12 protein-coding genes are annotated in these 13,359 nt (G+C 37.4%); all 12 read left to right on the top strand.

The genetic code is table 11. From position 1 onward, the window contains the following. Positions 1 to 16: 16 nt before the first annotated feature. The 12 genes from CLOAM_RS08290 (at position 17) to CLOAM_RS08235 (ending at position 13,247) form a co-directional block, all read left to right on the top strand. Positions 17 to 217, top strand: a complete 201-nt coding sequence (locus tag CLOAM_RS08290) for a hypothetical protein (protein WP_044279108.1) — start codon at positions 17 to 19, stop codon at positions 215 to 217. Between the two features lie 310 nt (positions 218 to 527). After that, positions 528 to 1,493 carry a hypothetical protein gene (locus CLOAM_RS08285; RefSeq protein ID WP_015425454.1) on the top strand — a complete coding sequence of 322 codons (966 nt, stop codon included), beginning with the start codon at positions 528 to 530 and terminating at the stop codon, positions 1,491 to 1,493. Further along, positions 1,487 to 2,248, top strand: a complete 762-nt coding sequence (locus tag CLOAM_RS08280) for a hypothetical protein (RefSeq protein ID WP_015425453.1) — start codon at positions 1,487 to 1,489, stop codon at positions 2,246 to 2,248. Before CLOAM_RS08285 ends, CLOAM_RS08280 begins: the two co-directional genes overlap by 7 nt. Before the next feature lie 379 nt (positions 2,249 to 2,627). Beyond that, entirely contained in the window at positions 2,628 to 3,413 is a 786-nt protein-coding gene (lptB, locus tag CLOAM_RS08275) for an LPS export ABC transporter ATP-binding protein (protein WP_015425452.1), read from the top strand. Beyond that, positions 3,410 to 4,867, top strand: coding sequence for an RNA polymerase factor sigma-54 (gene rpoN, locus CLOAM_RS08270; RefSeq protein ID WP_015425450.1), 1,458 nt, complete (start codon positions 3,410 to 3,412; stop codon positions 4,865 to 4,867). The genes lptB and rpoN overlap by 4 nt, the downstream gene beginning before the upstream one ends. Further along, on the top strand, positions 4,868 to 6,274 hold the full coding sequence (lpdA, locus tag CLOAM_RS08265) for a dihydrolipoyl dehydrogenase (protein WP_015425449.1): 1,407 nt from the start codon (positions 4,868 to 4,870) through the stop codon (positions 6,272 to 6,274). A 15-nt stretch (positions 6,275 to 6,289) separates the two neighbouring features. Continuing rightward, on the top strand, positions 6,290 to 6,826 hold the full coding sequence (hpf, locus tag CLOAM_RS08260) for a ribosome hibernation-promoting factor, HPF/YfiA family (RefSeq protein WP_015425448.1): 537 nt from the start codon (positions 6,290 to 6,292) through the stop codon (positions 6,824 to 6,826). A 216-nt stretch (positions 6,827 to 7,042) separates the two neighbouring features. Beyond that, positions 7,043 to 8,032: an HPr(Ser) kinase/phosphatase gene (gene hprK, locus CLOAM_RS08255; protein WP_015425447.1), complete on the top strand. Its 990-nt coding sequence runs from the start codon at positions 7,043 to 7,045 to the stop codon at positions 8,030 to 8,032. After that, positions 8,001 to 8,264, top strand: a complete 264-nt coding sequence (locus CLOAM_RS08250) for an HPr family phosphocarrier protein (RefSeq protein WP_018197744.1) — start codon at positions 8,001 to 8,003, stop codon at positions 8,262 to 8,264. The genes hprK and CLOAM_RS08250 overlap by 32 nt, the downstream gene beginning before the upstream one ends. Further along, the gene (gene ptsP, locus CLOAM_RS08245; protein ID WP_015425445.1) at positions 8,265 to 9,998 is read left to right on the top strand and encodes a phosphoenolpyruvate--protein phosphotransferase; all 1,734 of its coding nucleotides are present in this window, start codon (positions 8,265 to 8,267) and stop codon (positions 9,996 to 9,998) included. After that, complete coding sequence (locus CLOAM_RS08240; RefSeq protein ID WP_015425444.1) at positions 9,999 to 11,351, top strand: glucose-6-phosphate isomerase; 1,353 nt, start codon at positions 9,999 to 10,001, stop codon at positions 11,349 to 11,351. A 585-nt stretch (positions 11,352 to 11,936) separates the two neighbouring features. Beyond that, positions 11,937 to 13,247: a PcfJ domain-containing protein gene (locus CLOAM_RS08235; RefSeq protein WP_015425443.1), complete on the top strand. Its 1,311-nt coding sequence runs from the start codon at positions 11,937 to 11,939 to the stop codon at positions 13,245 to 13,247. Positions 13,248 to 13,359: the final 112 nt, after the last annotated feature.

Here is a 13,359-nt window from a genome sequence, read left to right as displayed (position 1 = left end):
AAAGGTTGAGAAGGTTTTGAAGGTTGAGATTTTTTCAAAGCCCGCAGGGCGAAACAATGATAGCGATGGGTGCGTAAGCCCCTCGTTGAAAAAGGTTGAGAGGGTTGAGGAAGTTGAGATTTTTTCAAAGCCCGCAGGGCGATACAATGATAGCGATGGGTGCGTAAGCCCCTCGTTGAAAAAGGTTGAGAAAGTTGAGAAGGTTGAGATTTTATAAAAGGGGCTTTCCCGAAACTAAAAGTTAGTTTTGGGACAGCCCCGTCGTTAATACCTATCATTTTTACGGAATTGGTTTTATTCTTAAATATCCCTAAACTAATTGCTAAATATGTCTATTAATTACTTGTGCTGTTTTATTGAGGTGCAAAGTTATATAAGCAGTGACGACTTATGACTTACTGTTCGGAATGAATGGGAAAATAAATAGAAACCATAACACATATAATAATTAGATCATTAACTTGCTTTTTTCTCATTAACAGTTACTATGTTAATGAGCACAAAAAAATGTTAATGAGGAGACAAAAATGAAGAATATCGCCTTAAAAACAAAAGAGTATCTGGAAAATATGCTGGATGTTAAGGTAGAAATAAGACACAATAATATTGGATATAAACTTCCTCACTTCTTTTCAGAAAAATATATATTCTATGATCTTACTCTAAATGGGAAGCATTATCTTTTGATTGAAGGAAAAGATATGTTAACGGCTAAAGTCGTAAAATTACACTCTCATATTTTGGAAAATAGGTTTGGAATAAAAGTAATCTATTTAAGTAAATCTATTAATCCATCTTTAAGGAGAGCTTTCATTAAAGAGAGAATATCATTTATTATACCTGATAATCAAATATATTTACCCCATCTGGGAATTCTTTTTAACGAATCCTGTTCCCAAGAGGTAAAAAAGAGAAATCGTTTCAGTTCTTTAACTCAAGTTGTAATAATTAGGACGCTACTGGAAAAAGAATATCAGCTTTCAACTGTTTCAATGTATGCTAAAAAGTATTATTTGAATGTTATGTATGTATCCAGGGCTTTCCGAGAATTGACTGAATACGAGTTGATAACGAGAGATGAATGTGGGAAAGAAAAACCTATTCATTGGCTTTTTACCGGTAAAGAACTTTGGGAAAAAGCCCAACCCTATTTTTTTAATCCCATTAATAAAGTAATTTGGTTTCGGCTAAATCGGCAGGTTCCTTTCTGCCTTGCAGGGTTTTCTGCTCTATCAAAGTATAGTATGTTAACTCCTGAAAATTATGAAAGTTATGCAACTACTCGCATTATTGCCAAAAAATTTCCCGATTTAGTGGAGATACCCTATAAGGAAGAGCAGACGAATGAATTGCAATTATGGCGTTATAATCCCAAACTAATTACTTCAGAGGACTATGTTGATCCTTTATCTTTGTTTTTATGCCTTAAGGAAGAACCAGATGAAAGAGTGCAAATGGCACTGGAGGAAATGATGGAGAAAATTAAATGGTAAGAGGGCTAACTACTTTTAGAGAACATTTTATTGATTATAAGGAGCAATATGTTCTAATTGGAGGAGCTGCAAGTTCAGAAATTTTATCTCAATCAGGTTTAACTTTCAGAGCAACAAGAGATTTAGATATCGTCCTTATTGTTGAAGCACTTAGTGCGGAATTTGGAAGGGCGTTCTGGGAGTTTATTGAAAAAGGCAATTATAGAAGTATTTTTCAAAATAAAGAAGAAAAAAAGTGTTACCGGTTTAACAATCCGGTTAATGCAATATATCCTGAGCAGATAGAGCTTTTTTCCAGAATCCCTGAGACAATAGATTTTAAAGGTTATGGCAGAATCACTCCCATTCCCATAGATAATGAACTATCTTCGCTTTCAGCTATAATTCTTGATGATAATTATTATTCTTTGATCAAGAATGGTTTAATGGATATAAACGGGTTATCTTGTCTGAGACCTGCATACATTATCATTCTTAAAGCCAAGGCATATTTGAATATGACTAAAAGTATGGCTGAGGGGGAAAACATAACTTCCCAAAAGCTAAATAAGCATAAAAATGATGTATTTCGTTTATTCCCTGTTCTTGAGCCAAATGAAATAATTGAATTACCTCTTTCCGTAAAAAACGATCTTAGAGATTTCATTTTCCTGATAGAAAATGATACAACAATAAATATAAAGAATTTGGGTATCCGCCGGATAGGATTGAAAGAAGTAATGGAAAGGTTAAAAATTATCTTTAATCTGGATTAATAATCGGAATTCAGTTTGATTAAATAACTACTTGTTATATAGACGATTAAGTAACGACTCCGTAACACTTCCGTAACACTTCCGTTGTCTCGTTACGGAGTTGTTACTTGAGTGTTACTTGGTTGTAAAATGATCAAGTATGGAGATTTCACAGATTTATCAGGACTTGTATTTAAAAGATTAAAGCGGATGAACAAGGATATTATACAGATAGTTGCCAATTTAAAAATCCGGTTTTTTTGCCGTCACGAGTCCTCACAGCCAAACAAATTTGTAAATAGATTAAAGGTTATTTTGGCAGTAACGACTCCTGACTTAATTCATTCTTCCTTGCTATCCGTCCTATATTAGCAAAATTCAATCCACTTGCAAGTATTTCTTGACAAAAAAACAGCTTTCTCTATCTTATTATTTTATGGAAAAGCATAAAATCCGAGCTGAAAATCTCGTAAAGATATATGGCAAAAGAGCCGTAGTAAATGACCTTTCTCTGGAAATGAGTCAGGGAGAGGTAGTTGGCATTTTAGGTCCTAATGGCGCTGGGAAAACCACCACTTTTTATATGATTATTGGTTTGGCAAAGCCCAATAACGGCAAGGTTTTTTACGATGAAATGGATATTTCTCACAAGCCAATGTATAAAAGAGCGCGTTTAGGTTTGGGCTATTTGGCTCAGGCACCTTCCATTTTTGCCAAATTAACCGTGGAAGAAAACATTCTGGCAATTTTACAGACCTTAAAAATCAGCCGGAAAGAACAGAAAAATCGTTTAGCAGAAGCCCTGGAAGAATTAGGTTTATCCCCTTTGGCAAAACAAAAAGCATACACTCTTTCCGGGGGCGAAAGAAGAAAACTGGAAATTACTCGCGCTTTGGTAACTAATCCTACTTTTCTTTTTATGGATGAACCCTTTGCCGGAATTGATCCTATTGCGGTAGCAGATATTCAGGATATTATTGCCAAATTGAGAAATAAAGACATAGGCATAATGGTTACCGACCATAATGTTTTAGAAACTTTGAAAATTGTAAATCGGGCTTATATTATCTATGAAGGAAAAATTATCGTTTCAGGTTCTTCCCTGGAACTGATAAATGACGAAAAAGCCAAGGAATTATATTTGGGCGAAAGATTTCTGGAAAGCCCTTTTGAGCAACGATTATGAGCGCAATGGAACAATATCTGTCCTTAAAACAAAAACAGGAGCTGGCACTTAAACCCAAAATGCTGCAGTCCTTAAAAATGCTCGCTTTACCCATTCTGGAGCTGGAAAGCTATATTAAACAGGAATTGGTAAATAATCCTTTGCTGGAATTGCGGGAAGAAAAAGACGAAGATGATATTGATGAAAGCAATTTTGAGCAATCCACTCCTGAAAGTTCCACTCCGATTGAAGAAAGCGATATGAGCGAAAACCATTTGGAAACATTGGCGGAAGCTGAAGAACTGACAGAAATTTTGGATACTTGGAATGAATACCATTCCAGCTATGAGGGCTGGTCTTCCGATAGTGAAACGGATCATACCGAAGCGCTTATCCGCTATGAAGAAAATGGCAAAGAAAAATTTCTGGAACAACTTTTTCCCTTGGAACTGCCGGAAAACGAAATTGATTTTATTACCGATATTGTTGATTCCTGTGATAGTTACGGATTTTTACCTAAGGGTTTCAACATCGTTAATTTGGCAAAAAAGTATTTAATTACGGCGGAACGAGCTGAAGGACTGCATAATATTATTCTGTCCTTGAGCCCTAAAGGTATATCTGCCCGCAATATAACAGAATGTTTGATGGCACAACTTACGGAAGAACAAAAACAAAACCGCATTCTTGTGGGCTTGGTTTCCGAACATTTTGAAAATCTTATTCACCGTCGTTATCAAAAAATTGCTTCTGCCTACGGTGTTTCGGAAGAGACCATTTTATTAGCCAAAGAACAAATCTCCAAGCTTGATCCCAAACCTGGCTTACGTATACTTTCCACAAGTGCTGTTTATGTTTTTCCCGATGTTACAATGAAACTGATAGACGGCAAATATGAAATCATTATCAACGATCATATCACTCCCAATATTATTATCAGTCCCCGCTATCGTAAAATGATTAACCGGGGATATTTTGACAAAGAAACGATGCAATATGTGCGGGAACGCATCAATTCCGCCAAATTCTTAATTAAGTCCATTTATATGCGAATGCGAACTTTGGAACGAGTTTCCCTTTCTATTATCAATCACCAATATGATTTCTTTTATTTGGGTACCGGACAAATGAAACCTCTTACCTATGCTGTAATTGCAAGAGATTTAGGAGTTAACGAATCAACAATCAGCAGGGTAGTTAAACATAAATATGCGGAAACACCTTACGGGATTTATGCTTTCAAGGATTTTTTCACTTCTACCGCGGGCTTTGATGATGATTATCAAAGCGTTTCCCGCCAAAAAGTGAAAACCCATTTAATTCGCTTAATTGAAACGGAAGATAAGAAAAAACCATATAGTGACCAGGAACTGGTAGAACTTCTTAAAGCGGAGGGCTTAAATATTTCCCGGAGAATTATTACTAAATACCGTGATGAATTGGGCATTTTGAACAGCCATCTCAGGAGACAATAAATGCAACATTGCCAAGTGATCATTATTGGAGGAGGTCCTGGCGGTTATGAATCAGCCATTCGCCTTTCTCAATATGGCATTTCCAGCTTACTTATGGAAAAAGAACGGCTCGGAGGACTTTGTTTAAATTGGGGTTGCATACCTACAAAGGCATTGGTAAAAAGTGCCGAATTATATTCAGAAATACTCAATGCGGATAATTTCGGCTTACCTAAACCGGAAATAACTTTACAATATAATAAGGTTTGGCAACGCAAAAATGCCGTTGTAGAACAATTAACAAGCGGAATTGAATTTCTTTTTTCCAAGCACGATATTCCTGTGATTAAAGCAACTGCCGTCTCTGTGACAAAGGAAAAGGGAAATTACATCGTAACCACTTTAGAAGGAGAAAGTTACAGCTCGGAATATGTAATTTTGGCTACCGGCAGTGAAACAAAAGAACTCCCCGGCATTATAATTGACGAAAAAGATATCCTTTCCTCCACCGGTATTTTGAAAATGCAGGAATTGCCTAAAGAGCTTGCTATTATAGGCGGAGGAGTAATCGGTTGTGAATTTGCCTCTATTTTTTCTGCTTTCGGGGTGCAGGTTACAATTATAGAATTTCTGCCGCACCTTATAGCTACTGAAGAAGAAGAAATTTCCAAACGACTTGCTATGCAATTCAAAAAAAACGGAGTGAAGGTTATAACAAATACGGGAGTGCAAGAGATTATTAAAAAAGATAAGCACCTGGAATTGAAACTAAACAATAATACAACTTTAACTGCAGATAAGGTTTTGTTAAGCGTTGGCAGAAAACCGGTTAATAACCTTACCTGGAAAGGAATAAACATAAATGAGGAAAAAGGTGCAATTGTAATTAATGACTTTATGCAGACCAGCTGCGATAAAATCTATGCTATAGGCGATGTTACCGGAAAAATGCAACTTGCTCATACTGCTAGTAAACAAGGTCTAATAGCAGCACAACATATTGCTTCACGCTTTTGTCCGGAAAAATGCTTCGCACCTCAAGAACCGTTAAATTATAATAATATTCCGCGCTGCATTTTTACACATCCCGAAATTGCTTCCGTGGGCTACACGCAAAAGGATGCTGAAGAAATTTTCGGAGATGTGAGAGTGGGAAAATTTCCTTTTGCAGCAAATGGAAAAGCAGTAGCAATGGGTAATATTAACGGTTTTGTGAAAACCATTGCCCGTAAAGATACATCAGAACTTGTAGGAATGCATATTATGGGTCCCAATGCTGCAGAACTTATTGCTCAGGGAACCATTATGATCGTCAATAAAAATAAGGCAGAAGACATTGATTCCTTTGTTTTTGCTCATCCGACCCTTTCAGAAGCAATAATGGAAGCAATGGAAGACCTGCAAAGTAAATCAATTCATAAAATCTAACAGGAGGAACCCCCGATGCAGATCACTATTACAGCCCGCCATTTTGAGCTTACCAAAGCTATCCGCGATTATGTGGAAACAGCTTGTTCCAAGCTGAATAAGTATTTTGACCAAATTATCACTATGCATGCCGTTTTGGCTTTGGAAAACAGTCGCAACATCTGTGAGCTTTCCCTTCACGCTGCCAAATTTTCGCTTCAGAGTGAAGCCGAAGAAATGGATATGTATCTTGCCATTGATAATGCTGTGGAAAAGATGGAAGGTCAAATTAAAAAGCTAAAAGATCGCATTACGGACCACCAGAAAAGAGCATTAAAACAACAATTTGAGACATATTCCTACGCTACCGATTTTCAGCTGGATGCTAAAAATCACAGCCGAAAAACAATAAAAACTAAAAAAGTCGTAACCGAATCCCTTAGTTTGTCTGAAGCTCTGGAAAAACTGGAAGCAAGCAAAGAGGATTTCCTGATTTTTAAGAATATTGAAAGTGATAAAATAAATGTTCTGGTAACTAAAGACCATGAGCTTTATAAACTGCTGGAACCATAAAGTTCTACCGATAAAATGTCTGCCGAATTCCACTTCGGCAAAAAAGTTTTCCCAGATTTGCAGAATTCCTTTTCGGGAGGAAGTTAAGCGAAGAATCAAATAACTGACTTCATTAGCTGTGGCAAAACGGAATTTGTTACTCGTGAGGGGTAGTTAACTTCCGATTCTACAGAATGTAAAAAGAAAATGCCATTCCGGATGAAGCGAGGAACTTAGATGAAAGAAATTACCGTCAATGACTTTTTCGACGCCAAAAAGAAAGACCTGGCGCTATCTTTGATAACTGAACCGGAAACCTTGAACAAGAAGATCGGTTCACCTCATATTAACCGTCCCGGCTTAGCTCTCGCTGGTTATATGGAAATTTTTGCCGCAGACAGAATACAGATTTTGGGAGAAACGGAAGTTCGCTATTTACAGAGTTTACCGGAAGAGGTTTTAATTTCCCGCATTCGGGATATGTTCAAAATGGATATTCCCTGCATTATAGTTACCAAAGGTCTTACTTTGCCTCCAGTGATTGAATATCTTGCCAACGAATTGAATATTGCACTTCTTTCCAGCCGGCTTTCCACTATTAATTTAATTGATAATCTTTCCCGTTATTTACGAGAAATTTTTGTCCTGGAAAAGACCATTCATGCTACGCTGGTTGATGTTTTCGGTTTGGGAATATTGATTACCGGTAAAAGCGGAATCGGAAAAAGTGAATGTGCTTTAGACCTTGTTCACCGTGGACATAGCTTAGTGGGAGACGATTTAATCACTTTGCGATATATAGACGATCAATTGATTGGCAAGGCGGGAAGGGATATTGGACATTTTATGGAAATTAGAGGTGTGGGCTTTGTGAATGCGGAACGCGTTTTTGGCATTGCTCATACGCGCAAACAAAAAAATATAGACCTGCAGATAGAGCTGATGCCCTGGCAGGAAAATATGGATTATGAACGCATTGGTTTGGTCAATAATTATGCTGAACATTTAGGAGTGAAAATACCTATCATCTATTTGCCTGTTTCTCCCGGAAAAAATGTTTCGGTTATTGTGGAAGTAGCTGCAATGAATGTTATTTTAAAAAGTGTGGGATATGATGCAGCTGAGGACTTTAACCGCAAAATAAACGATGAAATCCGTAAGAAAACAATGCAAAAAAATTTTGAAGGCAAAGGTGATGAAACAGGTAGAAGTGACAGTAACCAATAAGTTAGGTTTGCACGCAAGGCCCTCAGCACTTTTGGTTAAAGCTGCCACAAAATATCGCAGTGAATTTTTTATTGAAAAAGAGGGAATGAGGGTAAACGGAAAAAGTATTATGGGCGTTATGATGTTAGCTGCCGAATGCGGTTCCAAACTGCAACTTATTGCCAATGGTGTGGATGAGGATTATTTGCTGGCAGAAATTAAGGAAATGATTGAAAACGGTTTTGGAGAATAAATGCAAAAACTTTTAGGAACTGCCCTGAATAGCGGAATTTTTATTGGCAGGGCAATTCATATTTCTTTGCCGGAACCGGAAATTGAAAACGGCAATATTAAGCCCGAAGATATTCCCAGGGAAATAGACCGTTTACAGAATTCACTTTCCGCCGTTGAAGAAGAAATTAACCAGGAACTTCATTCCAGTAATCTACCCCCAAACGAAGCGGAAATAATCTCCACTCAGCGTGAAATTTTGCGTGATCCCGAAATTTACAAGCAATTGCTAACTGCTATTCAAAACAAATTATACTTTGCTACACAAGCGGTTGCCGAATGTTTTGCCAATATTATTAATCACTTTGAAACGCTGAAAGTAGAAACCTTTGCCGTGCGGGCTGCTGATTATCGCGATGTGCAAATGCGTTTGCTGAATGCTTTATCCGGCGTTAAAAATGCCTTTATCCGCAAGCTGGAAAAAGACCAAATTCCCGTGTTACAGGAAATTGTGCCTTCCCTGGTGAGCAAACTTGCCCGGGAAGGAATTAAGGCATACCTTGTAGCCAAAGGAAGCTACAATTCACACTCTTCTATTTTAAGCCGGGCTTTGGGTTTAATTGCGGTTGCCAATATTCCCGATTTATTGGAAGCAGTTAAAGATGATGACCTTTTAATTGTAGACGGCTATTCAGGTTTGCTTTTTATCAATCCGGATGAGGAAACTTTGGATTTTTACAAACAAAAAACAAAGCAGGAACAAAGAAAACAGGAACAACTAAGAAAACTGCAGTTCTCCGCTTCTAAAACAGCAACAGGTATTAAAATTAAGCTGCTAACCAATATCGGAGTGCTGGATGAACTGGAAGCTATTAAAAACCTTTCCTGTGAGGGAATTGGCTTATTCAGAACGGAATTTTTGTATTTGGGAAAACAAAGCTTGCCTTCCGAAGAGGAACAATTTACTATCTACAAAGAACTTGCGGAAAGAATGAACCCTCTGCCTGTTACTATCAGAACTTTTGATTTGGGGGGAGATAAACTTGCTCCTTTGAGCTCTGAAAAACAGGAAGAAAATCCTTATTTAGGCAATCGGGGCATAAGATTTTCCCTTTCCTATCCGGATATTTTTTCCACTCAGGTGAGAGCTATTTTAAGAGCTTCGGCTTTTGGCAATGTGCAAATTATGTTTCCGATGATTATAGATGCAGAGGATTTCCGCAAAGCCAAAAGGTTTGTCCAAAATTGTCAGCAGGAACTTTCTGCTCAAGGAATTGCCTGCAAACCAAAAATTCCCCTGGGAGCGATGATAGAAATTCCTTCTGCCGCATTATGCTCTGAGGAATTAGCCCGAGAATGCGATTTTTTAAGTATCGGAACTAACGACCTCGTGCAATATGCTTTGGCTGCAGACCGCAATAATGAAAGGGTGTCATCTTACTATATTCAACATCATCCTGCGGTTCTGGGACTGATTAAACAAACGGTAAAAAGCGCGGAAAAATATCAGACCCCACTTTCCGTTTGTGGAGAAATGGCTTCCAATCCGCAATATATTCCTCTTTTAATCGGAATGGGAATTACGGAATTAAGCGTTAATCCGGGAAGTTTTCTGGTAGCCAAATCTATTATCCGGAAATGTGATGCCCATCTTTTTGCCTTGACCGAAGACCTTAATTTTGCCACTTCTTTATCAGCAGTGGAACATTTAATTGAATATGATTTAAAACCCTATTATCAAAACAGGGAGGAATAAATGCTGAAATATGAATATCACAACCTCTTGGCTTCCAAACATATACGCAGTAATTTACCGAAAGAGAAAGTGCTGGAATGGATTGATCAGGTGAAAAATGCTCATCGCGAAATTATGGCAGAACACAATGCTAATTTACTTGGTTTTTATGATTTGCCAGATTGCTCTACCAAACATATTGACGATTTTATTGCTAATCTCAATCCCGTTTTTGATACAATGCTGGTTTTAGGCATTGGGGGTTCCGCTTTAGGCAATAAAGCATTATATTCCGCTTTAAAAACGGAGGCAGAATTGCCCCGTAAACTCTTTGTTTATGATAATGTAGACCCCGTTTTTCTCTATGAAATCCTGTCTCAAATAAATCTGGAAAAAACTTTGGTGAATGTTATCACCAAAAGCGGAACCACAGCTGAAACAATGGCTGGCTATATGATTGTGGCAGACATATTTAAACGCAAATTCCCTAAGGACTACCAAAAACGGATTATTATCACTACAGATAAGGAAAAGGGATTTTTAAGGCAGGTAATAAATCAGGAGGGTTACACTGGTTTTACTGTTCCGGATAATGTAGGAGGCAGGTTTAGTGTTCTTTCTGATGTGGGTTTGCTTTCTTCCGCTTTTACCGGAATTGACATTAAGGCATTGCTGAAAGGGGCAAAAGATATGCGGGAAATTTGTTGGAATCCTAATATTTGGGAAAATCCTGCTTATCTGAATGGTTTGATCCATTTTCTCTATTATCGCCAAGGAAAAAACATCAGCGTAATGATGCCCTATAGCAATTCTCTTTATGATCTTGCGGATTGGTATCGTCAACTTTGGGCAGAAAGTTTGGGTAAACGCAAGGACATTAAAGGCAGGGAAATTTATGTGGGACAAACACCTGTGAAAGCATTGGGAACAACCGATCAACATTCTCAGGTGCAACTTTATACTGAAGGTCCCAACGATAAGGTCTTCACTTTCTTAACCGTGGAATACTTTAAACACGATTACACTATTCCCAATCTGCATCCCGACCGGGAAGAAGTTAATTATTTAGGTGGCAAAAAACTTTCCGAATTGCTTAATGCAGAACGTTTTGCTACAGAAATTGCCCTCAGCCAGGCAATGCGTCCTAATGCCAATATTGTCTTTCCCCAAATTGATGCCTACCATTTAGGACAATTCATTATGCTCTATGAAATTCAAACCGTTTTTACAGGCAAACTTCTTTGCATCAATCCTTTAGACCAACCCGGAGTAGAAGCGGGGAAAATCGCTACCTACGCCTTAATGAATAAAAAGGGTTACGACCAGGAACGCACCGAAATAGAACAATACAAGAAAGACCGTGGCCTAACCTGAAAATTATTCAGTGCTTTCCACTTTAGTAAATATATTACAGAATTCTGATTCAGCAAATATGAAGTAGAGAGTTCTTCACAGATAACTTTACTATCTGTTGCAAATAGGATTTTTACATCTCTATTGCTACCTATAATTACTATCTATTTCTTCTGTATTATTCGGGATAATATTCTAACTTACCAATATATTATGCGATTAACACTTTTCTTTTAGTTCTTCCTTAATAGCATTGCTTACCCATTGCTTACCCATTACGGATGGCATTAGTAATGGGTAAGCAATGCTAAATTAATGTTCTTAGGGGAGAGTTGCTATCTTCCTCAAAATCAATATAATGTAATTTTAATATTGATAAATCATAAAAGGTGGTTGACGAGGAATTCAACCTTCCGGTTTTGCCCTCTGAAGCCGGAAAAATCTCAACTTTCTAAACCTTCTCAACTATCCAAACCTTTTCAACTTTCTCAACCTTATTTTTACTTGACATTTTTTACTCATTGGGGAGACAGTAATTTTTTAAAAAGAGAAGAGAAGCCGAAAAATAAGCATCCAAAGAGATAAAAATGAGGGAGGTAACCTTCTATGGACAGGAAAGCAAAACAGTCCGCTCCACAATCCTTTCCAGAAATAGAAGAAAGTGCGTTAATTTTTAACGCAGAACAGGGCAAAGTTTATCACTTTACCAAGCGCTCTATAGAAGTTATCCGCTTGGCAAATCCTTATCCTGCAGCGTATAGAAAAAGTTTTGAAACGAATAACTGGCAATGCTATATTCCTTCTAAACCCTTTCCTTTTCTGTTTAATAAGCCATATATCAATAACTTATCCAGCGCTATTTATCCCATTCGGAAAAATGCTCAAAATAAGGAATCCGTCTATAAAAAGATGGTTGCTTATGTAGGTGAGGATAAAATTGCTTTACTGAACCTTTTTTCTGACCGTTTTTGGTTTATATATTGCCTGCTGGTGAGAGAAGGAAATTATGCTGTTGAACTAATGAACACAAATCCTGCTTTGGGTTATTTGCTTAGTGCACCCGCTGTTTTTCATCCTCTTAAAAGTAAAAAATACTGGCAAGCGGTAAATAAACTGGTGAAAATGAAACGCAAAGATATCCTGGGCTATTTTGGTTTTCCCGCTTGCGAAACAATGGTTAAGACCTTTGCTAAAATAAAACCCGAACTTTGTTCCGTTGATTTATTAGTTCTTTTCAGAACCGCTTTGCAAAATTATCCTGCCATTCTGCGTCAACTCTCTTTTTGGGAAGTTCTCAATTCTATTTCCTTATATATATACTGCAACGGATTGGGGGAAATTTTGAATCACAACCTGATTGCCGATATCTCTACCAGGGAAAATGAAGAAAAAAAAGAGATCATACGCTGGATTGAAGACATCTGCAGAATACTTGATATCTTAAAAGCATATAAGATGAATGTGCCAAAACAAGAACTCTTAACTATGAACGATTTGAATGCTATCCACGATAAATTGCTGGAAGAAATGCTACAAATAAGAGATGTGATTAAAAACCATTTTCCTGAACCCCCTCTACCCGATATTAAGTGTAATACCTTGTGGATTGAACACATACAAAACTCTGCCGAACTCTATATTGAGGGTTCAGAAATGCATCATTGTATCTATTCCTATACCTCCAATATTCAACAGGGAAAGTGCTATGTTGCCAAAATGCTTTATCCCGAACGACTTACTATTATGTATAAAGAAACTCCAAAAGAGGGCTTGAAGTTAATTGAAACTCACGGAAAATGCAATTCTAAAGCCGCATCTGAATCCATAGACCTGATTGAACTTTGGTTGAAAGGATATTTTATTGCTCATCCAGAACCTGAACAACCGGTTGCTCTTACTTCTATAGAAAAGCTTTGATTTACACCCCAATAATGCCTTAGAAATTGTTAATAAACATATTAAGCAATTGGATTGCCGAATTCCAACTTAAGCAAAAACTAAAAGCATTAATTTATTCAGAAACCTAAAG

The sequence above is a fragment of the Candidatus Cloacimonas acidaminovorans str. Evry genome (assembly GCF_000146065.2).
Taxonomy (GTDB): domain Bacteria; phylum Cloacimonadota; class Cloacimonadia; order Cloacimonadales; family Cloacimonadaceae; genus Cloacimonas; species Cloacimonas acidaminivorans.
The sequence above is the reverse complement of the archived record's forward strand: the minus strand, read 5'-3'. Positions and strand labels throughout refer to the sequence as shown.

What these genes read in the sequence shown, in the direction of transcription:
- CLOAM_RS08285 (WP_015425454.1), top strand. Translation starts at nt 528, where the DNA reads ATGAAGAATATCGCCTTAAAAACAAAAGAGTATCTGGAAAATATGCTG.
- CLOAM_RS08280 (WP_015425453.1), top strand. Translation starts at nt 1,487, where the DNA reads ATGGTAAGAGGGCTAACTACTTTTAGAGAACATTTTATTGATTATAAG.
- rpoN (WP_015425450.1), top strand. Translation starts at nt 3,410, where the DNA reads ATGAGCGCAATGGAACAATATCTGTCCTTAAAACAAAAACAGGAGCTG.
- lpdA (WP_015425449.1), top strand. Translation starts at nt 4,868, where the DNA reads ATGCAACATTGCCAAGTGATCATTATTGGAGGAGGTCCTGGCGGTTAT.
- hpf (WP_015425448.1), top strand. Translation starts at nt 6,290, where the DNA reads ATGCAGATCACTATTACAGCCCGCCATTTTGAGCTTACCAAAGCTATC.
- hprK (WP_015425447.1), top strand. Translation starts at nt 7,043, where the DNA reads ATGAAAGAAATTACCGTCAATGACTTTTTCGACGCCAAAAAGAAAGAC.
- CLOAM_RS08250 (WP_018197744.1), top strand. Translation starts at nt 8,001, where the DNA reads ATGAAACAGGTAGAAGTGACAGTAACCAATAAGTTAGGTTTGCACGCA.
- ptsP (WP_015425445.1), top strand. Translation starts at nt 8,265, where the DNA reads ATGCAAAAACTTTTAGGAACTGCCCTGAATAGCGGAATTTTTATTGGC.
- CLOAM_RS08240 (WP_015425444.1), top strand. Translation starts at nt 9,999, where the DNA reads ATGCTGAAATATGAATATCACAACCTCTTGGCTTCCAAACATATACGC.
- CLOAM_RS08235 (WP_015425443.1), top strand. Translation starts at nt 11,937, where the DNA reads ATGGACAGGAAAGCAAAACAGTCCGCTCCACAATCCTTTCCAGAAATA.